A 20,219-nucleotide genomic window follows, 5' to 3' on the forward strand; every position below is an offset into this window, starting at 1 on the left:
CGCTAGCGTGGTCGACGTCCTTTTCACTGCTAGGAGAACAGCCATGCTCGGCAGCACTGTCCTGGAAGTCGCCATCGGCCTGACCTTCTGTTACGGCACGGTGGCCCTGATCGTCACCACCCTGCAGGAGGCACTGGCCTCCCTGTTCCGCCTGCGCGCCAACACCCTGCTGGCGGGCATCAAGAGCATGCTCAACGACCCGGCCTTCGACGGCCTGGCGCGCGCCGTGTATGCCCATCCTCTGGTCAATCCGCATACCGACGGCAACGCCGCGAACGAGCGCGCGCTGCGCTCGAAACCATCCTACATCGAACCCGCGCATTTTGCGATTGCCCTGGTCGACAGCCTGTGGAAGGTACCGGGCGACTTCCTCCAGCTGCGCAGCGCCATCGACACGATCGCCGACCCGCAGCTGCGGGCCGCCATGCTGGGCATGGTTAGCCGCGCGCGCGACCTGCAGCAGTTCCAGGACATGCTGGCCGGCTGGTTCGACAATGCGATGGCGCGCATGTCCGGCGCCTACAAGCGCAAACAGCTGCTGATCTCGCTGCTGCTGTCGCTGCTGCTGGCGATCCTGTTCAATATCGACAGCATCCACCTGTTCCGCACCCTGTGGCAGCAGCCGGCCCTGGCCGCCCACCTGAAGGACGTGCCCGGCGCGCTCGACCCGGCCGTGATCGACGCCCTGATGGCCCTTCCCATCGGCTGGACGAAATTTCCGCCGGTGCTGGACGCCGACTTCGCGCTGCAGGCGGCGGGCTGGATGATCACCGCCACCACCGCCCTGTTCGGCGCGCCGTTCTGGTTCGACCTGATGCAGCGGGTGGTGCGCATGCGCGCCACCGGCGCCAGGCCGGAAGAGGTGCCGCTGGCGCTGCGGATCGAGGGGAAAGTGGCGGCGACGCCGGTACCGCTACCTTGAATTAACTCAGCGCCCGGAAGGCCGGTGCGCATCCACCAGCACGCTCGACACCGACACGTGCGGCACGCGCTCCGGCCACTCGTCGTCCGGACCGAACCAGCGCGCCTCCATGATCTCGTTGGGATCGGTACGGATCTCGCCGTCCAGGTAATCCGCGGTAAACGCGATCATCAGCGAATGCGGGAAGGGCCAGGACTGGCTGCCGAAATAGCGCAGGTTGTGCACGCGCAGGCCGACTTCCTCGAACACTTCGCGGTGCACCGCCTCCTCGATCGATTCGCCGGCCTCCAGGAAGCCGGCGAGCGGCACGAAGCGCTTCGAGGGCGACTGCGTGTGCAGGGCCAGCAGGAAGGAATCCCCCTTGCGGATCAGTACCATCATCGCCGGCGAGATGCGCGGATAGGCCATGTGGCCGCAGTTCGTGCACTTGAAACAACGTTCCCCCGCCATGCGGAAGGTGGCACTGCCGCAGGCGCCGCAGAAGCGGTGGGTGCGCGCCCATTCGGCTACCTGGGCCGCCCGTGCGGCCACCCCCAGCAGGGTCTCGTCGAATTCCGCGAACAGCGAACGCAGGCCGCGCCAGCCATAGCCCTGGGGCGCGCGCGCTTCGTCCTCGACCCAGCCGGCCTGGCAATAGCGGCCGTCCAGCAGGCCGACCGGCTGCAGGGCTTGCGGGTCGAGAGCCAGGCTGGCGACGGCGGCGCGGTCGGGCAGGGCCAGGTCGGCTTCGCGCACCAGCAGGCGGCCTGCATGAAAGATGAGCGACAGCGCGTCATCCGCTTGCTGCGGGTCCTGCGGAGGCGCCATCAGGGGCGTGAACGAGGCGGGCGTCTGGAGCATGGTGGTATCCGGTAACGAGATACCCGATCATACCGCGACACGCACAGCTTCGATGACCATGCCCTGATATCCCTCGCTTGGTCGCGCAGAACTATTCCCGGCTCATCATGCTCCAAACCTTCGCTGGACCGTTACGGCGCACATGCAGAAGGAGGAAACGATGATCCGCCGTCCATTCCTGCACCGCCTCGACCCGCCATCCGTCGTCGTGTTCCGCGCGCTCGATCTGGGCGACATGCTGTGCGCCGTGCCGGCCCTGCGGGCGCTGCGCTCGGCCGTGCCGCGCGCCCACATCGCCCTGGTCGGCCTGCCCTGGGCGCAGCAGTTCGCCGACCGCTTTACCGGCTACGTCGACGAGTTCATCCCCTTTCCCGGCCATCCGCTGCTGCCCGAACAGCCGGTGCAGCGCGACGGCCTGGCGCGCTTCTACAACAGCCTGTCCGCGCGCGAGTTCGGGCTGGCGATCCAGCTGCACGGCAGCGGCGACGTCAGCAACGACATCGTCAGCGGCTTCGGCGCCAAAGCGCTGGCCGGCTATTCCCGCGGCGAGGCGGTGGTCCGCGGCCGCACCGTCCTGCTGCCCTATCCGGAGACGGGGGCCGAGCCGGAGCGCCTGCTGGGCCTCATGGAGCGACTCGGCGCCGAGGCGGCCGGGCTGCACCTGGAGTTTCCGCTGTCGCAGCAGGACGAGGAAGAACTCGACGCCAGCGGCCTGGCGAAGAAGTTGAAGGACGCCGCCTATTTCTGCATCCACCCCGGCGCGCGCCAGCGCGACAAATGCTGGCCGCCGCCGCGATTCGCCGAAGTCGGCGACCGCCTGGCAGCGGAATTCGGTCTGCAGCCGGTGCTGACCGGATCGGCCGCCGAAGCCGACCTGACGGCCGAAGTGGCATCCCACATGCATCACAAGCCGCTGGATGCCGCCGCCCCGATCTCGATCGGCGCCATGGCCGTGCTGATGCGCAAGGCACAGCTGCTGCTGTGCAACGACACCGGCGTGTCCCACATTGCCGCCGGCCTCAGGCTCAAAAGCGTGGTGGTATTCAGCAAGGCCGACATTGCGCGCTGGGCACCGCTCGACCGTCACAGCCACCGCTGCATCTGGGACCCGGACGCCCAGCGCGCCGCCGTCGTGCTGCAGCATGCGCGCGCCCTGCTTTCCGGCACCGGGCCGAGCCGCCAGCGCAGCGTGGGGATGTGGCCTTACTGGTGACGCTGCGCCGCCGCCTTGTCCGCCGCCTGCGTCTTCCCGTACAGCCAGGGATTCAGGCTGGGATCGTCGTACAGCTTGAACTGGCGGTAGACCTTGAAGAAGGCCTGTCCCGCCCGCGCCTCGGCCAGCAGCTTGTCGAGGCAGGACATCAGGTCTTCGCGCTGCGCAGCCAGGCGCTCCAGCTTGCAGGCGCAGGCGTGCATGTGGTCTGACCCGGCTTCGTGGCGCCGGGCCTGGGCGCGCATGTGGTGGATCTTGAGCGCCAGGATCGACAGGCGGTCGATCATCGCCCCCGCGGTTTCGCTCGACAGGCGGGCGCCGGGACGGCGGCTGATGCGCTCGAACTCGCGCAGCAGGCGTTCGTCGAGGGCCTCGACCGCGTCGTTGCGCTTCTGGTTGTAGCGGTCGATCAGGCGCTTGCCGGCGGCGATCTCGGTGGGCGGCACGTCGAGCCGGCGGGCGCGGTCTTCCTCGCGCCACAGCAGGCCGTTGTAGCGGTGGTTGGCGGCGATCCAGGTCCAGGCGCCGGATTGGGCGTCATCGAAGATGGGCCAGTCGGGATTGCGCAACTGCCGGTCGTGGAAAGCCACGACCGATGCCGCGTCGATGGTGCTGTGCATGAAGACTCCCTGCTGTACGGTGGCGACAGCGTTTGGAGTGCCCAGGCATACGGGGAGTTCACGCGACCACCCCCATGCTTGGCGGGGCGCAAACGGTGGAGACCAGGATAAAAAAGGGCGGCGCCTTGCGGTAACCGCCCCTGATTACTTCAGCATGCGGGCGCGGGTGGCCACCCAGGCGATCAGCGTTGCCAGGCCGCCGACGTAGGCGATGGCGATCTGCATGCCGAAGCTCTGGGCGATGGCGCCGATCACCGGCGGACCCATCAGGCTGCCGCTGTAGGCCATGCTGGCCACGCCGGCCAGTGCTGCCGGACCCTGGCCGCCGGCGGCGCTGAACACGAACGGAAACACCAGCGACATGCCGAGACCGGCGACGGCAAAGCCGAACAGGGCGCAGTAGGCATTCGGCGACAGCACGGCGAAGAACAGGCCGGCCGCGCCCAGCATCGAACCGCTGGTCACCAGCGGACGGGCGCCGTAGCGGGCCTTCAGCTTGTCGCCGATCAGGCGCGACAGCAGCATCATCACCGAGAAGCAGGACAGGGCCAGCGGCGCCAGGCCGTCCGATGCGCCGAAGTGCTCTTTCAGGAACACGCCGCTCCAGTCGGCGATGCTGCCTTCGGCCATCGAACCCAGGAAGCCCAGCGCGCCCAGCACCAGCAGTTCGCCGCGCGGCAGCGTGAACTTCTTCTTCTCGACGGTGGCGCCGGCACTGTCGTCGGCATCCAGCATGGTGTAGGCGTAGTACAGGACGACCGCCAGCGGACCGGCCAGCATCAGGAAGTGGGTGGCCGGCATGATGTGCAGGCTGGCCATCAGGCTGCCCAGGGTCGCGCCCGCCAGGCCGCCGGCGCAGCCGAGGCCGTGCAGCTTGGACAGCTCCGACTTGCCGGTCGCCTTTTCACGGGCGGTGGCGGCCGAGTTGATGGCGACGTCGAAGGTGCTGGCGGTGATGCCCAGGCTCAGCACGGCCATCATCAGCAGCGGTACGGTCGGGGCGGCGCCGATGGCGATCAGCACGCACAGCAGGGCCAGGCCCGAGAACAGCAGGGTCTTGCGCGCGCCGAGCGAGGCCATCATGCGCGACGAGATCGGATAGGACAGGACGGCGCCCAGGCCGCCCATCAGCAGCACCATCGACAGCGCCGAGTGCGAAACGTGCACGCGCTCGGCCATCGCCGGGATGCGGCCGGCCCAAGAACCCATGATCACGCCGAACAGGGTGAACAGGACGGGCAATGCATATTGCTGAGCCTGCGCGATCGACGGGGTGCGGGCGATGGCTCGGGCGGTGCTGGTGCGGGAAGGAGTCGGCATTATTCGTTTTCGGGAAGCTGAAAGCAAAACGCCAACCAGAAGTAGTTGGCGATCGGAAACTGATGGAAGGAAATTCTACGCCCTCCACAGGACTTTTGCTTTGCCGTGCGGAAAAAAATTTCTTTCCATTTGTAAGCATTTATCGAAGCGTTGCGCGATATAGACAAAATGATGCAAGCGATAACGAAAATTTCTTCGAAAACAGAGAATAAGTCGAATTTAGCGGTGAATTACGTGAAAAAGAAGCGTGATATCAGCCATGTGCAAACCTCATAATGGCCGCGATTTGTGACTGGAAAGCAAAAAATCGCCGTGGAACCCGCCGCTGCCGGACGCGTGAAAGCCACCTCGCCGCGTGTCATGCGAGCAGGTTTTCGGCAGGAGAGATTTTGTAACTGAATGCAACGCGCAGCTGCTGCCGGCGTTACGAATGTGCGGATGCAGCCCGGTCGATCAGGTCGGCCGGGACACTGCACCGACCTGCGCCGGTCAGCTCTTCAGGAAATCCAGCATCAGCCCGTTGAGCTGCTGGGCGTGGGTCGCGGCAAAGCCGTGCGGCGCGCCCTTCACCACCTCGAGGCGGCTGCCGGGAATCATCTGGTGCGAGCGCTGGCCGGACACTGCCAGCGGCACGATCTGGTCGGCGTCGCCGTGGGCGACCAGGGTCGGGACGTCGAATTTTTTCAGGTCGGCGCGAAAGTCCGTGGTGCCGAAGGCGACGATGCATTGTTCGGTCGCCAGCGGCGATGCCGCCCAGGCCTGCCATTTGCTGAAGGCCAGCAAGTCCTGGCCTTGCCCCGGCTGCAGGTTGTAGAAATTCGGGAAGAATCCTTCGAGGAAGGCGATGCGGTCTTTCCTCACGCCCTCCAGCATGCCGTCGAACACGGATTTGTCCACGCCCTCCGGGTTGTCGTCCGTCTTCAGCAGGAAGGGCGGCACGGCGCCCAGCAGCATGGCCTTCGACACGCGCTCCGTGCCGTAGCGGCCGATGTAGCGCGCCACCTCGCCGCCGCCCATCGAAAAGCCGGCCAGCGCCACGTCGCGCAGGTCGAGCTGGGTGATCAGCTCGTTCAGGTCGGCGGCAAAGCTGTCGTAGTCGTAGCCCGCGGTCGGACGGCCGGACTGGCCGAAGCCGCGGCGGTCGTAGGCGATCGCGCGGTAGCCGGCCTCGGCCAGCGCCGTGATCTGCGATTCCCACATGCGGTGGCTGAGCGGCCAGCCGTGGATCAGCACGACGGGTTTTCCTTGCCCCTGTTCGTAGTAGTACAGCTCGGTCGGATTGGCGCCGGACGTGCGGATGGTAGGCATGGACACTCCTTTCATGAGAAGTCGGCAGTGTAAGGCTTTGTCCGGCGACGAATCGCACGCTTGCCCGCCGCCACAAGCTGAATTGCCTCCAGCTTCTCCGAGCGCTTGTCGTTCCGCCCGGCGGCAGCGGTTCCATCATCTGTCCTCGCTTACTTCGCCGCGTTCCAGGCCGCAACCTTGGCACGCGTCTGCGCCAGCATGGCGTCCAGCGCCGCCCGATCCTGCAATCGACCGCGCAGCACCACGGCGCGGATCTCGCGCAGCGCGCCGATATCCTCCAGCGGATTGCGCTCGACCAGCAACAGGTCGGCCGCCTTGCCGGCTTGCACCGCGCCGTAGCGATCGAGTTTGCCGAACCAGGCCGGTCCCGCACGCGTGGCCGCGGCCAGCGCCTGGGGCGGCGTCAGGCCGAGTTTGACGAACAGGGCCAGCTCATCGTGCAGGCCGATGCCGGGATAGTTGAACGAATTGAGGAAGCCCGCATCGGTGCCCGCCATGATCGTCACCCCGGCTTGTTGCAGCATGGGCAGCACGGCCGCCACCTGCTCATAGTGGGCGTGGCGCGCCGCCACGTCGGCCGGCGTGGCCTTGGCCGCGCGGTCGACACGCCACTGGTAAGTCTGGCGCAGGCGCGGACCGATATAGGCGAGGTAGGCGTCCTTGTCATGCGCTTCGCTGTCGAGAAAGGCCAGGACGCGGCTGCCGTTCAGGGTCGGCGTCACGAACACGCCGGCTTGCGCCAGCTGGCGATACGACGCCATCGCCCCTTGCGGGTCGAAGCCTTTGGCAAGGCGGGCGCTGGCCTGGGCGCGCGTGATGCGGCCAGCCGCAAAATCGGCGGCGATACTGTCGCCATCACGCACTCCTGCGTTGTAGGCGTAGTCGAGGTGTTCGATCGAACTGATGCCGGCATCGACGGCCTGGCGCACCGTCAGCGCCATCGGGATGTGGCCCGAGGTGCGCATGTGGCGCGCCTTGGCCTGGGCCAGCGTGTACAGGAACAGCTGGGGATCGAGCGTGCTGTCGGTGATCTTGACGAAGTCGACTTTATCGCGCCGCTGCAGGCGGTCCAGCGCGGCGTCGGCATCGGCCCGGCTGCCCACCTCCAGGGTGCCCTTCCAGACCGGCTTGATGCCCTCGATCTTGGCGCCCGAGGTGAACAGCTGCGGCCCGAACAGGCGGCCTGCCGCGATATCGGCGCGCCAGGCCAGCACTTGCTCGGGCAAGTCGCCCGAGGCGTCGCGCACGGTCGTGATGCCATGCGCGACATACAGCGGCAGCAATGCCTGGTTTTCTTCGATCAGTTCGGGACCACCGCCGAAATGCACGTGCATATCCCACAAACCGGGCAGCAGGTAACGGCCGGCGGCATCGCTGTTGCGCGTGGCGCGCCAGCCGGCGGCGATGACGGCGTCGGGACCGCTGGCGACAATGTCCTGGCCGCGCACGGCCACGGCCTGGTCGTCGAGAACGCGCGCCTGCGCCACGTCGACCACGCGCGCATGGCGGATCAGCAGGTCAGCCTGGGCCGGCTCGGCCGCTTGGACGGAGGACAGCAGGAATGCGAACGAGAAAGCAAGGGGGCGAAACAGGGACATGGCAAGTCGAATCAGTAGAAGGTGAACGGGATGCGGAAGATCAAAAGAAAACGGCGAGCGCCGGGTGGCGCTCGCCGTTTCGACAGCGAATCCGCTTGGGGACCTTCCTGGTTTAGAACGGGATGTCGTCATCCATATCCGAGAAGTTCGGTGCCGGTTTCGGCTGCGGACGGGCTGCCGGTGCCGGCGGGGCCTGGCGCGGCGCCGGACGGCTCGGCGGTGCGTCGTAGCTGTCGCCGCCGCCGCCGTAGCTGTCGCCACCACCGAAGCTGTCGCCGCCGCCCATGCCCTGGCGGCCGCCCAGCATCTGCATGTTTTCAGCGATGATGTCGGTGGCGTAGCGTTCGATGCCGTCCTTGTCGGTGTACTTGCGGGTCTGCAGGCGGCCTTCGACGTAGACCGAGGAACCTTTCTTCAGGTACTGGCCGACGATTTCAGCGAGGCGGCCGAAGAAGGAGATGCGGTGCCACTCGGTCAGCTCTTTCTGTTCGCCGGTGTTGCGGTCCTTGGATTTGTACGAAGTGGCCACAGCGATGTTGGCGATGGCGTCACCGCTCGGCATGTAGCGGATTTCCGGATCGCGGCCGAGGTTGCCGACGATGATGACCTTGTTGACTGATGCCATGGTGAAACTCCTTCAGAATGATGTGAGCCCTGGCTCTGCGTGTTGACTAAGTGCCAGGGAAATTAAGGGTATTGCCTCCGTTATTATGCCTGTTTGCTAGGCTTAACAGGCAACTTTTTAAACGCTGCGGAGGCAGGCGCATGCCGGTTTATCCGACATCCGCTCAGACAGGCAAAATGGGGGCGAAGTGCCCCATTTGGAAGAGACGCCCGTCAAAGTTCTCGAGGTAACGATGCGCTAGTAAGTCGCTTTACCCGAGCGCTTTTTACTCGAGGTTCACCGCGGTAATCTCGCCCCCGAGCGGCGTGATGTACAGCACCCCGTTCGGCGACAGCGACAGCCGGCCTCCCTCCGGGCAGGACCACACGACCTTCCGGGTCGCGATATCGATCGCAACCGTGCCGGCGCCGCCCTGCGGCTCGCCGCTGACGAACAGCAGGTTCCTGGTGGCCAGGATCGAATGCGAGACCGAGACCGGGCCCGGTCTCGGCATGCTCCACAAGGTCTTGCCGGTGGCGCGGTCGAGCGCCAGCACGGCATTGCCGGTGACGCCGTACAGCACCGGCCCCGGCGGTGCTGCCATCTCCAGCAGTACCGGCCCCTGCCACTTGAAGCTGCCCTGGGCGATGCCGGTCGCCACGAGTCCGTTCGGCGACAGCGCATACGCCAGGCCATCCGCCACCATTCCGTCCATGGGGCTGTCGGTGAATTGGCGGTGATGATCCACCACCTTGGCGCCGGTCTTCGCATCCATGCCGAGCAGGCCGCCATCGGAAAAGGCCACGTAGACCCGGCCCTGGTCGACGGCCGGCGCGAAGGCATGGTTCGGCGCGCCGGTCCACTCGCTTTCCCACAGCAGCTCATGGGTCGCGGCGTCGAATTTCGCCAGCAGCTTGCCGGCGGCGCGGTCGTTCACGTAGATGCCGCCGTCGGCAATGACGGGCGCCATGCGCATGTCGGCGGTCGAGTGGCCGGGTGCACGCCGGCTCGGGATGACCCGCTTGTCGAGCAACGCGCCGGTGCGCTGGTCGAAGAACAGGAGGGCATCGCCATCGATGCCGGCCTGGGCGCTCAGCACCACCTTGCCGTCATCGGCCGCCGGCGGATCGACGAGGTCGAATTTGCCGAGCGCCGCGGCCCAGCTTTCCTTGCCCGTCGCTTCGTCGAGGGCGCGCAGGGTCCATTGCCCGGCGGCTTCCTGGACGACGGCGAAAGCCTGCCCCTTGTCGAGCGCAAGCTGGGCCTGGGAAACCGATGCGCCGGCAGGCAGGGACCAGGCGAAACGGCGTGTGAATCTTGCCGGGTCGAAGGCGGCGGGCACGTGGTTCGTGTGGCCGGCATTGCCGCCCGTCGCCGACCAGGCCGGCAGGCCCGGCATGGCGGACAAGGGCGTCAGGTGGCTTGCCGGCGCCGCCTGCGGCAAGGCGCCGGCGGGAACGCGCGCCGGCCCGGCAACCGGGCCGGCGCCGACCGCACTCTTGCCGCTGCCGTTGCAGCCTACCTGTGCGATGGCCAGCGTCGCCAGGAACAGCGTGCGCAGGATGATCTTCATGAAATGAGCCGGGGACGGCAAGCGTTGAAAACCGAAAAGTATTTCACTGTCCGGCCGACCTCTCAATTCCATTCCAATAGAAACCAAAAGTAATTATGCACTTAATACTTTTAATAAAACGCCACCTGTCTCAGGAATTAATTTCGAGATTTTGATCGCTTTGTCATTGAAGAGGGCCTGAAGCAGCCCACATACGAAAGACCAGAGATTCCATGTAGATAACGCGGCCACAGTTAATTCACGCCACGTATACCACTGTGAATAAAAACAGGTAAACTAGTGAGTTCTTCTCGCTTGGCCCGCTCACCGTGGAACTTCGTGCGCCGGCCCTCAACCATTCGAAAGCCAGCAAAAACCTGATGGAAGAAATCCGAATCCGCGGCGCCCGCACGCACAACCTCAAGAACATCAATCTCGACCTGCCGCGCAACAAGCTGATCGTGATCACCGGCCTGTCGGGCTCCGGCAAATCCTCGCTCGCCTTCGATACCCTGTATGCCGAGGGCCAGCGCCGCTACGTCGAATCGCTGTCGGCCTATGCGCGCCAGTTCCTGCAGCTGATGGAAAAGCCGGACGTCGACCTGATCGAAGGCCTGTCGCCGGCGATCTCGATCGAACAGAAAGCGACCTCGCACAACCCGCGTTCGACCGTCGGCACCGTCACCGAGATCCACGACTACCTGCGCCTGCTGTACGCGCGCGTCGGCACGCCCTATTGCCCGGACCACTCGCACGAGCCGCTGACCGCGCAGACCGTCTCGCAGATGGTCGACGCCGTGCTCGCCATGCCGGAAGAGACCAAGCTGATGATCCTGGCTCCGGTGGTCGCCAACCGCAAGGGCGAGCACAGCGACCTGTTCGCCTCGATGCAGGCCCAGGGCTTCGTGCGCTTCCGCGTGCAGAGCGGCACCGGCGACGCCAGGATCCATGACGTCGACGACCTGCCGAAGCTGAAGAAGACCGAGAAGCACACCATCGACGTCGTGATCGACCGCGTGAAGGTCAACGCCGAGATCAAGCAGCGCCTGGCCGAAAGTTTCGAAACCGCGCTGCGCCTGGCCGACGGCCGCGCCGTGGCCTACGAGATGGACACCGCCAAGGAACACATCTTCTCGAACAAGTTCGCCTGCAATGTCTGCGGCTATTCGCTGCAGGAGCTTGAGCCGCGCCTGTTCTCCTTCAATAACCCGATGGGCGCCTGCCAGGAATGCGATGGCCTGGGCCACATCGAGTTCTTCGATCCGAAGCGCATCGTCGCCTTCCCCAACCTGTCGCTGGCCTCCGGCGCCGTGAAGGGCTGGGACCGCCGCAACCAGTTCTACTTCCAGATGCTGAGCAGCCTGGCGCAGCACTACGGCTTCGACCTCGACAAACCCTTCGAGCAGTTGCCGAAGACGGCCCAGGACGCGGTCCTGTTCGGCTCCGGCAAGAACACCGTGCCCTTCGCCTATGTGAACGAGCGTGGCCGCACCGTGATCCGCGAACACACCTTCGAGGGCGTGGTCAACAACCTGCAGCGCCGCTACCGCGAGACCGATTCGATGGCGGTGAAGGAGGAGCTGGCCAAGTTCATCAACGAGAAGGAATGCCCGACCTGCGGCGGCGCGCGCCTGCGCACCGAAGCGCGCTATGTCCGCATCGGCCACGGCGAGCAGGAACGCGCCATCTACGAGGTCGCCAGGACCCCGCTGCGCGACTGCCTGGCCTACTTCGACAGCCTGCAGCTGACGGGCGCCAAGAAGGACATCGCCGAGCGCGTGATCAAGGAGATCATCGCACGCCTGAAATTCCTGAACGACGTCGGCCTCGACTACCTGTCGCTGGACCGCAGCGCCGATACCCTGTCGGGCGGCGAAGCCCAGCGTATCCGCCTGGCCTCGCAGATCGGCTCCGGCCTGACCGGCGTGATGTACGTGCTGGACGAGCCCTCGATCGGCCTGCACCAGCGCGACAACGACCGCCTGATCGCGACCCTCAAGCACCTGCGCGACATCGGCAACAGCGTGCTGGTGGTCGAGCACGACGAGGATGCGATCCGTACCGCCGACTACATCGTCGACATGGGTCCGGGCGCCGGCGTGCATGGCGGCGCCGTGATCGCCGAGGGAACGATCAAGGACATCATGAAGAACAAGGAGTCCCTGACCGCGGCCTACCTGAGCGGCCGGAAGAAGATCGAGGTGCCGAAGAAGCGTACCGAGGCCGACCCGGAGCGCATGCTGCACATTAGCGGCGCGACCGGCAACAACCTGAAGAACGTCACCCTGGAACTGCCGGTGGGCCTGATGACCTGCGTGACCGGCGTGTCCGGCTCGGGCAAGTCGACCCTGGTCAACGACACGCTGTATCCTGCCCTGTCGCGCCACCTGTACGGCTCGCAGACCGAGCCGGCGCCGCACGCGACGATCCACGGCCTGGAACACTTCGACAAGGTGATCTCGGTCGACCAGGCGCCGATCGGCCGCACCCCGCGTTCGAACCCCGCCACCTATACCGGCGTGTTCACCCCGATCCGCGACCTGTTCGCGACGGTGCCGACCGCGAAGGAACGCGGCTACTCGGCCGGCCGCTTCTCGTTCAACGTGAAGGGCGGCCGCTGCGAAGCCTGCCAGGGCGACGGCGTGATCAAGGTCGAGATGCACTTCCTGCCGGACGTCTACGTGCCTTGCGACGTCTGCCACGGCAAGCGCTACAACCGCGAGACGCTGGAAGTCCAGTACAAGGGCAAGAACATCACCGAAGTGCTGGAGATGACGGTCGAGGACGCGCATGAGTTCTTCAAGCCGGTGCCGGTCATCGCCCGCAAGCTGCACACGCTGCTGGACGTGGGCCTCGGCTACATCAAGCTGGGCCAGAGCGCGACCACGCTGTCGGGCGGCGAGGCGCAGCGCGTAAAGCTGTCGCTGGAACTGTCCAAGCGCGACACCGGCCGCACGCTGTACATCCTGGATGAACCGACCACCGGCCTGCACTTCGCCGACATCGACCTGCTGCTGAAGGTGATCCACCGCCTGCGCGACCAGGGCAACACGCTCGTGATCATCGAGCACAACCTGGACGTGGTCAAGACCGCGGACTGGATCGTCGACCTCGGTCCCGAAGGCGGCGCGGGCGGCGGCACCATCGTCGCCACCGGCACGCCGGAGGACGTGGCCAAGAACAAGGCCAGCGTGACCGGCAAGTACCTGAAGCCGCTGCTGAAGCAGTAAGCCAAGAGGACGTCGTCCCCGCGCAGGCGGGGACCCAAGTTATGAGGCACCCGAAGCTTGGATTCCCGCCTGCGCGGGAATGACGAGGCTTCTTATCTCGCTAACTGGTACCCCTCGTCCAGCCAGCCGGTGATCCCGCCGATCATCAGTTTCACGGGCCGTCCCAGCCTGGCCAGGCGCAGCGCCCCGCGGTGGGCGCCATTGCAGTGCGGCCCGGCGCAGTACACCACGAACAGGGTCTCCGTCGGGTATTCCTTCAGCTTCGCCTCGACGATCTTCCCATGCGGCAGATTGAGCGCGCCCGGCACGTGGCCCTGCCCGTACAGCGCGGGTCCGCGCACATCCAGCAGCACGAAGTCCTGCAGGCCGCCGCTCATCGCCTCGTGCACGTCGGCGCAATCGGTCTCGTATTCGAAGGCCGTGCCGAAATGCCGGGCCGCCTGTTCGCCGGGCGCAGCGGGTATGCTTGAAACTGCTGAAGCCATCTCGATCTCCTTTGCAAAATGAGACTGCAGTGTGCCCGTGGGTTCGACAACCCGGCAGTGGCCGCGGCGACAGAAGCTGGTAACATCCGGCCATGTCCCACCACGTCGCCATCCTCGCCTACGATCGCCTGTGCACCTTCGAATTCGGCTGCGCGGTCGAGCTGTTCGCGCTGGAACGGCCGGAGCTGGATGTGGACTGGTACAGCTACGCGGTGTGCGCCATCGAGCCGGGCCCGCTGCGCGCCGCCGGCGGCCTGACAGTGCAGGCGCCGCACGGCCTGGATGCCCTCGACGGCGCCGGCACCATCGTCATCCCCGGCTGGCGCGACGCGGACGAAGCCCCCCCTCCGGCGCTGCTTGACGCCCTGCGCCGCGCCCACGCACGCGGCGCGCGCCTGTGCTCGATCTGCTCGGGCGCCTTCGTGCTGGCGCATGCCGGCCTGCTCGACGGCCGCAGGGCAACCACCCACTGGCGCTATTTCGACAGGCTGGCTTCGCATTTCCCGGCCATCGCGATCGAGCACGGCACGCTGTACGTCGAGGATGGGAATATCGTCACCTCGGCCGGCTCGGCGGCCGGCCTCGACATGCTGCTGCACCTGGTGCGCAGCGACTTCGGCGCCGGCATCGCGAACAGGGTCGCCCAGCGCCTGGTCATCCCGGCCCACCGCGACGGCGACCAGGCGCAGCTGGTGGCGCGTCCGCTGCCGCAGTCGAATACCGACCCGATCGCCCGCACCATGGACTGGGCAAGAGAAAACCTGCGCGCCGCGCACACGCTGGCCTCGATGGCGGAACAGGCCCGCATGGGCGTGCGCACCTTCCAGCGCCACTTCAAGGAACGCACCGGCGCCAGCCCGCTGGACTGGCTGGTGCGCGAACGCGTGATGCTCGCCGCGCAGCTGCTGGAGACCCGGCCGGCGCTCGGCATCGAGGCCGTGGCCGACCTGGCGGGACTCGGCTCGCCCGAATCGCTGCGGCGCCACTTCCGCAGCCACGGCCTGCCCTCGCCGGCGCGCTACCGCAGACAACACGGAGAATCCAGACCATGAGCGACTTCCTGCTGGCCTCGGTCCACCACCTGATCGTGTTCGGCATCGCCTCGGTGCTGGCGGCCGAACTGGCGCTGATGCGCCCCGCGGCCATGTCGCCGCACACGGTCAGGCTGCTGGGGCGCTTCGATGCGGTTTACGGCGCTCTGGCGATGGCGATCCTGGGGGTCGGCTTCGCGCGGGTGTGGTTCGGCGCCAGGGGGCCGGATTTCTATCTGCACAATCCGATGTTCTGGGCCAAGATCGGCGCCTTCCTCGTGGTCGGGCTGGTGTCGATCCGCCCCACCCTGCGCATCCTGGCGTGGCAAAAGGTGTTGAAGGCCGATGCCGCCTTCGTGCCGGCCGTGCAGGAGATCGGCGCGGTGCGCCGCCAGCTGCTGATCGAGATCCACGTGTTCGCGCTGATCCCGATCTTCGCGGCCGCCATGGCGCGCGGCATCGGCTTCTAGCCGGCGCTCAGTCGGCCGAGTACAGCGGCTGGTGCATCTTGACCGGCCGGATATCCATCCTGATCCGGTAGATCGAATACGCATCCTCGCGGTTGGTGGCGTATTCCCTGGTGTCCGGCACGCGCGTAAACGTAAACTCGAAGCCGCGTTCCGGCGACTTGCTGGCAGGTCCGTCGAAAGCGATGCCGACGGCGCGCTGCTGGTCGCTGTCCACCAGCTTCTCGAGCAGGTTCACCACCGAGGTGTTGCCGAGGATGTCGGTGGTGAAGATCGATTCGCGGTGCTCGCGGTCGATGTTCTTCAAGGGCTCCTTGTCCGGTCCCGGCGAATAGGCGCGGTTGACGAGGTTGAAGCGGTCGCCGCTGTCCAGGTAACTGATGCGCGCATTCGACAGGTTGAAGTCCGGCTTCGCCTTGTCGACGGTGGCCCCGGCCAGGTCGAGCACCAGTGCGCCGCGGTAGCCGACGATGCTCACGTCGCGCGAGGGACCGACCACGGCGGCGGTGTTCTCGTCGATGCCCAGTCCCAGCGTGTAACCCTTGGCCAGCATCACCGGCAGCATGCGGGCGAAGCGTCCGCGGACCAGGAAGTGCTGGTCGATGAAGACGTCGTCGCCGACGAAGCCGAGCCCCGGCGCGACGTCCTTGCCGTCGACCACGCCGTGCTTCAGCAACGGCAGCACATCCAGCGGCGGATCGTAGAACATGGTGCTGCTCATGATGGCGGCGCCGGCGCTGGTGCCGGCGATCACGCCGCCTCTCCGGTACATCGCCCACAGCGCATCCAGCACGGCGGTGTTGCTGCCGTCGACGCGGCGCAGCGCGCCTGTGATGCGGGCCTGGTCGCCGCCGGTGAAGAAGGCGCCGCCGGCCTTGCCCACCGCCTCCGCCAGGGCCGGATCGTCGGCGGCCCTGCGTGCGTCCGTGCCCGCCAGGCGCGGCGCGATCGGCACCACGAAGGGCTGGGCGCCGTAGCGCTTCAGGTTGGCGGCGGTGAGCTCGGCTTCCCGCTGCGGCGTCCCGGCCGCGGTCGGGAACACCGCGATGCGCGCTCCCTTGCCGCCCGCCAGCGCGACGATCTTCTGGTACACCTCGGCGTTGTTGGCGCGCAGGCCGCCGCCGATGATGACCAGCGATCCTTTCACGGCGGCCGGCGCACCGGCGGCCGGCGCTGCGGGTTCGGCCGCCTGTCCGCCGGCGCCGGCGGCCAGCATCGCCAGCGCGAAGTACCATCTCTTCAGCATACGGAACCCATCACTTGAACGAGTAGTTCACGCTCACGAAGCCGCTGCGGCCGCGCGGATCGGTGTAGCTCGGGTCGTAGCCGGCCAGGAAGAACCAGGCCTGGTTCGAGAACGGCGGATCCTTGTCGAGCAGGTTCAGGATGCCGGCGCGCAGCTTGAGGTTCTTGCCGATCGCCCAGCTGCCGGTCAGGTCCCACAGCGAATACGCCTTCACGTGGTTCGGCGGCAGCAGCGTGTCGGTGTAGGGGTCGTAGGTCGTGTTCTGGTCGGTGTAGCTGGTCGAGTACTGGTTCGCCAGGGTCAGCGTGACCGGGCCGTTGTCCCATTCGAAGTTGATGCGGTGGCGCCACTTCTGGATCACCTGGTCGTTCAGGAACACGTTCAGGTTGCTGCGGTAGGGTTCCTGCGGGCCGAACTGGCGGTCGTACTTCAGCACCCAGGTGCCGGACAGGTTGATGCCGAAGCGTCCCCAGGGGCCGCGCTCGGTGCGCCAGTCGCCGGCGATGTCGAAGCCCGAGGTCTTCAGGCGGCCCTGGTTCTCCTTCATCAGCAGGATGTTGGAGATGAAGCCGTCCTCGTCGCGCTCGATGTACTTGCCGTTGTAGGCGGCCGGGTTTTCGATGATGACCTGTTCGCCCAGGGTGCTGATCACGTCCTTCTTCTCGATGTTCCAGTAGTCGATCGAGAGGCTGGCGCGCTTGACCGGCTCGAACACCACGCCCAGCGTGAACTGGCGCGACTTCTCGGGCTTCAGGTTCGGATTCGAGCGGCGCTCGACGTTCCACTGGTCGGTACAGGTGTCGATGCTGCCTTCCTGCTTCACGCACTGCGGGTCGGTCAGGATGCCGGCGGTGGTGCCGAAGATGGTCGGGCGCTTCAGGTCCGACAGCGAGGGCGCGCGGAAGCCGGTGCCGGCCGAGGCGCGCAGCAGCAGGGCCTGGGACGGCTGCCAGCGCAGGCCGATCTTCGGATTGGTGGTGTTGCCGACTTCGCTGTAGTGGTCCCAGCGCAGCGCGAACTGCATCTCCAGTTCCTTGGTGAACGGCGCCACCACTTCGGTGAACACCGAGGCCACCTTGCGGGTATTGTCCGCGGTCTCGACCTCGAGCAGCTGGCCGGCGGGAACCGTGCTGTCGCGGTCGCCGGCGATATTGTTCGACTTCAGCAGCTCCGAAGGCGTGAACAGCTGGTGCTCATGACGCAGTTCGCCGCCGATCGCGATCGCGAGGTCGCCGCCGGCGAGCGGGGTCAGCGCGCGCGACATCTTGCCGTCCAGCGAAGTGGCAATGCCCTTGGCCTTGCGCGCCTCGTCGTTGATCTTGATGCTGTTGATCAGGTCGATGCCGGCCTTGGACGAAGGCGCGAAGGGATTGACGGTGCCGTTGCGCACGGCGGCGTCGAACTTGTCGTAGAGGACGTAGCCGTCGACGTACTTGTCGATCGCGCGGTTCTCGGCGCGCGCCAGGGCCGCGTCGTAGTCCCAGCCGCCCAGGGTACCGGTGGCGCCCAGCACCAGGCGCTGGCCGGTACTGGTCACCTCGTTGCTGCGGTTGCCGGCTTCCGCCATGCGGTAGCGGATCCCGCTGAAGGTGGTGGGCAGGCCGGCGCCCGAGAGCGCCGTGCGATAGGCCTGCGGCAGGATGCTGACCGGCAGGTTGCGGATCCGGACCGGGTTCGGCGACAGCACGTATTTCGTCTTCGCCTCGCTCTGCACCAGTTCCGCGAACAACTGGTTTTCCGAATCCAGCTGGAAGGTCGCGCGGCCGATGAAGCCGACCTTGCGCGAATCCGGATAGATCTCGGTATCTTCCATGTAGTCGTAGCTGCAGCCTGCCACGCCGCCAGGGCCCTTGGGCGCATACACGGTGGCGGGCGGGTTACAGCCCGGCGAGCTCGGATTGACCCGGCTGGAGGTGGTGCCGGCCGGGAGCAGGCCGGCGGCGATCAGGGCGGCGCGCTGCGCGCCCGAGATGTCGATATTCGCCGGGAAGGTATTGCTCGACATCTGGGCCGGCAAGGTGGTCGCCAGCTCGCGTTCCTTGATGAAGCTGCGCTGGCCCGAACGCAGGCGGTCGAGCTGCTGCACGTCGAGCACGCCGAACACATTGAAGCGGTCGGTGCTCAGGTCGCCGAAGCCGGCGCTGATGCTGGCGGTCTTCTTGCCGGCACCGCCGTGCTGGGTACCGGCCAGCGAGCCGGCCAGGTCGACGCCGGTATAGTCCTTGCGCGTGATGAAGTTGATCACGCCGCCGATGGCGTCGGTGCCGTAGATCGCCGAAGCGCCGTCCTTCAGCACCTCGACGCGCTGGATGGCGGCGGCCGGGATGTTGTTCAGGTCGACGCCGGCGTTGTCGCCGGGGGAAGCGAAGTTGGCCAGGCGGCGGCCGTTCAGCAGGACCAGCGTCGACGAGGCGCCGATGCCGCGCATGTTCGCGGCGTTCAGGCCGCGCTGGCCCGAGGTGCCGTCCGTGATGCTGGGGCCGTCCGTGATCGGCGCCGTGTTGGCGCTGATGTTCTTGACCAGTTCGGCGGCGGTGGTGGCGCCCATCTTCTCGATCTCTTCGCGCGTGATCGTCTGCACCGGCAGCGCGGTCTCGGTATCGATGCGCTTGATCGACGAACCGGTGATCTCCACCCGGTGCATCGTCTGGCCCTGCGCCTGCTCCTGCGCCCAGGCCTGTTGCGCCATCAGGCCCAGCGCCGCGGCGACGCTCGATGCCAGGATGGCGGGCCGAAGGGTACTCGAAGTGTGCTTAGTCATTGGTGCTCCCTCTTGGTTTCACTGTGCGGCGCCTGCGGGCGCCTTCCTTTTTCTGCATGCTGCCGGTACGAATCTGGTGTTCGCCGTAGAGGTAGGCGGCAATGGCTTCGGTATGCCGGGCCGCCTTGGCCACATTGGCTTTGTTGGAGGTCATCAGCGATACGGCCAGCGCTTCGATCACGGCCAGTGCGGAGCTCGAGCTACTGGGCAGCACGGGGTGCGCACTGTGGGCATACAGCACGTGATGCCCCAGCTCCGCGAGCGGGGACGCGGGCGAATCCGTGATCGAAACGACGGTCGCGCCGCTGTCGCGTGCGAACCGGGTGAGCGGAACGACGGCCAGCGTGTAGCGCGGCAGGGAGACAACGACCAGCACATCCTTGCCGGTGATATTCGCCAGGTGGCTGGCCGCGACTTCGGTGCCGCCGCTTGCAGCCACTTCGACCACGTGACGACAGAAGGGCTGCAGGTGCATGGCGAGCGCGCCCGCCAGGAAGGACGACAGGCCGAAGCCCATCACATATACGGTACCGGCCTTGGTGAGCACGGCGCCAATGCGGTCGAGCTGGGCACCTGCCAGCGCACGGCTGGTGGCCGTGATGGCCGCCTCCGCGTAATTCAGGCTTTCGAGCGCGGGAGAGGCGGCTGAGGCTTTGCGGGCGATCGTGCTGCGCAGCTTCTCGACCGGCTGCAGTACCGACTGCAGGGTCTCCGCCACCGCGCCGCGCATCGCCGCATAGTTCTTGAAGCCGAGATCGCGCGCGAAGCGGCTGATGGTGGCGGTGGAGACGGCGCAGGCATCGGCCAGTTCCTCGATACCGAGCGCGGTCACGCGAACCTGGTTGCGCAGCAGGTAGTCGGCGATCGTACGGTTCGAGGCCGAGCCCTCGGCCAGCATGCGCAGCAGGCTCTGGCCAAGCGAAGACTCGGCGAAGCCGATGTCGGGCGAAGCGTTGGGCAGAGCGGCTGAAGTCATGATGACCAATGTTAATGAATAAACATTTCCAAATTTAAACCAGGTG

General features: G+C 66.4%; 16 protein-coding genes. 5 read left to right on the forward strand and 11 right to left on the reverse strand.

Annotation, left to right across the window (positions count from 1 at the left end):
- Positions 1 to 43 precede the first annotated feature (43 nt).
- Positions 44 to 922, forward strand: a complete 879-nt coding sequence (locus AC1DOP_RS15945; RefSeq protein ID WP_442121236.1) for a hypothetical protein — start codon at positions 44 to 46, stop codon at positions 920 to 922.
- A gap of 6 nt (positions 923 to 928) precedes the next feature.
- On the opposite strand, the gene nudC is transcribed toward AC1DOP_RS15945, so the two are convergent.
- Positions 929 to 1,762, reverse strand: coding sequence for an NAD(+) diphosphatase (gene nudC / locus AC1DOP_RS15950; protein ID WP_442121235.1), 834 nt, complete (start codon positions 1,760 to 1,762; stop codon positions 929 to 931).
- Between the two features lie 160 nt (positions 1,763 to 1,922).
- On the opposite strand from nudC, the gene AC1DOP_RS15955 reads away from it, so the two are divergent.
- Complete coding sequence (locus tag AC1DOP_RS15955) at positions 1,923 to 2,975, forward strand: glycosyltransferase family 9 protein (protein ID WP_442121234.1); 1,053 nt, start codon at positions 1,923 to 1,925, stop codon at positions 2,973 to 2,975.
- Here AC1DOP_RS15955 and AC1DOP_RS15960 read toward each other — a convergent pair.
- The 6 genes from AC1DOP_RS15960 to AC1DOP_RS15985 form a co-directional block, all read right to left on the reverse strand.
- A complete protein-coding gene (locus tag AC1DOP_RS15960) occupies positions 2,966 to 3,595 on the reverse strand; it encodes a DUF4254 domain-containing protein (protein ID WP_442121233.1) in 630 nt (209 codons plus the stop codon). The two genes, AC1DOP_RS15955 and AC1DOP_RS15960, sit on opposite strands and share 10 nt — an antisense overlap.
- A 144-nt stretch (positions 3,596 to 3,739) precedes the next feature.
- Complete coding sequence (locus AC1DOP_RS15965; RefSeq protein ID WP_442121232.1) at positions 3,740 to 4,915, reverse strand: MFS transporter; 1,176 nt, start codon at positions 4,913 to 4,915, stop codon at positions 3,740 to 3,742.
- A gap of 489 nt (positions 4,916 to 5,404) precedes the next feature.
- Entirely contained in the window at positions 5,405 to 6,223 is an 819-nt protein-coding gene (locus AC1DOP_RS15970; protein ID WP_442121231.1) for an alpha/beta fold hydrolase, read from the reverse strand.
- 149 nt (positions 6,224 to 6,372) lie between these two features.
- Positions 6,373 to 7,821 carry an amidohydrolase family protein gene (locus tag AC1DOP_RS15975; protein WP_477252173.1) on the reverse strand — a complete coding sequence of 483 codons (1,449 nt, stop codon included), beginning with the start codon at positions 7,819 to 7,821 and terminating at the stop codon, positions 6,373 to 6,375.
- A gap of 112 nt (positions 7,822 to 7,933) precedes the next feature.
- On the reverse strand, positions 7,934 to 8,446 hold the full coding sequence (gene ssb / locus AC1DOP_RS15980) for a single-stranded DNA-binding protein (protein WP_442121229.1): 513 nt from the start codon (positions 8,444 to 8,446) through the stop codon (positions 7,934 to 7,936).
- 265 nt (positions 8,447 to 8,711) lie between these two features.
- The gene (locus tag AC1DOP_RS15985) at positions 8,712 to 9,998 is read right to left on the reverse strand and encodes a PQQ-like beta-propeller repeat protein (RefSeq protein ID WP_442121228.1); all 1,287 of its coding nucleotides are present in this window, start codon (positions 9,996 to 9,998) and stop codon (positions 8,712 to 8,714) included.
- Between the two features lie 359 nt (positions 9,999 to 10,357).
- Between AC1DOP_RS15985 and uvrA the strand changes: the two genes are divergently transcribed.
- On the forward strand, positions 10,358 to 13,207 hold the full coding sequence (gene uvrA / locus AC1DOP_RS15990; RefSeq protein WP_442121227.1) for an excinuclease ABC subunit UvrA: 2,850 nt from the start codon (positions 10,358 to 10,360) through the stop codon (positions 13,205 to 13,207).
- A 92-nt stretch (positions 13,208 to 13,299) separates the two neighbouring features.
- Here uvrA and AC1DOP_RS15995 read toward each other — a convergent pair whose 3' ends face one another.
- Positions 13,300 to 13,692, reverse strand: coding sequence for a rhodanese-like domain-containing protein (locus AC1DOP_RS15995; protein ID WP_442121226.1), 393 nt, complete (start codon positions 13,690 to 13,692; stop codon positions 13,300 to 13,302).
- Between the two features lie 92 nt (positions 13,693 to 13,784).
- Between AC1DOP_RS15995 and ftrA the strand changes: the two genes are divergently transcribed.
- Positions 13,785 to 14,744, forward strand: a complete 960-nt coding sequence (gene ftrA, locus AC1DOP_RS16000; RefSeq protein WP_442121225.1) for a transcriptional regulator FtrA — start codon at positions 13,785 to 13,787, stop codon at positions 14,742 to 14,744.
- Positions 14,741 to 15,193, forward strand: coding sequence for a DUF2214 family protein (locus AC1DOP_RS16005; RefSeq protein ID WP_442121224.1), 453 nt, complete (start codon positions 14,741 to 14,743; stop codon positions 15,191 to 15,193). Before ftrA ends, AC1DOP_RS16005 begins: the two co-directional genes overlap by 4 nt.
- Before the next feature lie 7 nt (positions 15,194 to 15,200).
- Here AC1DOP_RS16005 and AC1DOP_RS16010 read toward each other — a convergent pair whose 3' ends face one another.
- From AC1DOP_RS16010 to AC1DOP_RS16020, 3 genes are read right to left on the reverse strand one after another with little or no spacing between them, the layout of a single operon-like run.
- The gene (locus tag AC1DOP_RS16010; protein WP_442121223.1) at positions 15,201 to 16,436 is read right to left on the reverse strand and encodes a cyanophycinase; all 1,236 of its coding nucleotides are present in this window, start codon (positions 16,434 to 16,436) and stop codon (positions 15,201 to 15,203) included.
- A gap of 10 nt (positions 16,437 to 16,446) precedes the next feature.
- A complete protein-coding gene (locus AC1DOP_RS16015) occupies positions 16,447 to 19,197 on the reverse strand; it encodes a TonB-dependent receptor (RefSeq protein ID WP_442121222.1) in 2,751 nt (916 codons plus the stop codon).
- On the reverse strand, positions 19,190 to 20,173 hold the full coding sequence (locus AC1DOP_RS16020; protein WP_442121221.1) for a MurR/RpiR family transcriptional regulator: 984 nt from the start codon (positions 20,171 to 20,173) through the stop codon (positions 19,190 to 19,192). Before AC1DOP_RS16020 ends, AC1DOP_RS16015 begins: the two co-directional genes overlap by 8 nt.
- Between the last annotated feature and the right edge of the window lie 46 nt (positions 20,174 to 20,219).

The organism is Massilia sp. 01N410 (assembly GCF_056399665.1).

Bases quoted from the DNA above. Each gene is read 5' to 3' on its own strand.
- uvrA (WP_442121227.1), top strand. From the start codon at position 10,358: ATGGAAGAAATCCGAATCCGCGGCGCCCGCACGCACAACCTCAAGAAC.
- ftrA (WP_442121225.1), top strand. From the start codon at position 13,785: ATGTCCCACCACGTCGCCATCCTCGCCTACGATCGCCTGTGCACCTTC.
- AC1DOP_RS15995 (WP_442121226.1), bottom strand. From the start codon at position 13,692: ATGGCTTCAGCAGTTTCAAGCATACCCGCTGCGCCCGGCGAACAGGCG.
- AC1DOP_RS15960 (WP_442121233.1), bottom strand. From the start codon at position 3,595: ATGCACAGCACCATCGACGCGGCATCGGTCGTGGCTTTCCACGACCGG.
- AC1DOP_RS15970 (WP_442121231.1), bottom strand. From the start codon at position 6,223: ATGCCTACCATCCGCACGTCCGGCGCCAATCCGACCGAGCTGTACTAC.
- AC1DOP_RS16010 (WP_442121223.1), bottom strand. From the start codon at position 16,436: ATGCTGAAGAGATGGTACTTCGCGCTGGCGATGCTGGCCGCCGGCGCC.
- AC1DOP_RS15955 (WP_442121234.1), top strand. From the start codon at position 1,923: ATGATCCGCCGTCCATTCCTGCACCGCCTCGACCCGCCATCCGTCGTC.
- AC1DOP_RS16015 (WP_442121222.1), bottom strand. From the start codon at position 19,197: ATGACTAAGCACACTTCGAGTACCCTTCGGCCCGCCATCCTGGCATCG.
- nudC (WP_442121235.1), bottom strand. From the start codon at position 1,762: ATGCTCCAGACGCCCGCCTCGTTCACGCCCCTGATGGCGCCTCCGCAG.
- AC1DOP_RS15985 (WP_442121228.1), bottom strand. From the start codon at position 9,998: ATGAAGATCATCCTGCGCACGCTGTTCCTGGCGACGCTGGCCATCGCA.
- AC1DOP_RS15945 (WP_442121236.1), top strand. From the start codon at position 44: ATGCTCGGCAGCACTGTCCTGGAAGTCGCCATCGGCCTGACCTTCTGT.
- AC1DOP_RS15965 (WP_442121232.1), bottom strand. From the start codon at position 4,915: ATGCCGACTCCTTCCCGCACCAGCACCGCCCGAGCCATCGCCCGCACC.
- AC1DOP_RS16005 (WP_442121224.1), top strand. From the start codon at position 14,741: ATGAGCGACTTCCTGCTGGCCTCGGTCCACCACCTGATCGTGTTCGGC.
- AC1DOP_RS16020 (WP_442121221.1), bottom strand. From the start codon at position 20,173: ATGACTTCAGCCGCTCTGCCCAACGCTTCGCCCGACATCGGCTTCGCC.
- AC1DOP_RS15975 (WP_477252173.1), bottom strand. From the start codon at position 7,821: ATGTCCCTGTTTCGCCCCCTTGCTTTCTCGTTCGCATTCCTGCTGTCC.
- ssb (WP_442121229.1), bottom strand. From the start codon at position 8,446: ATGGCATCAGTCAACAAGGTCATCATCGTCGGCAACCTCGGCCGCGAT.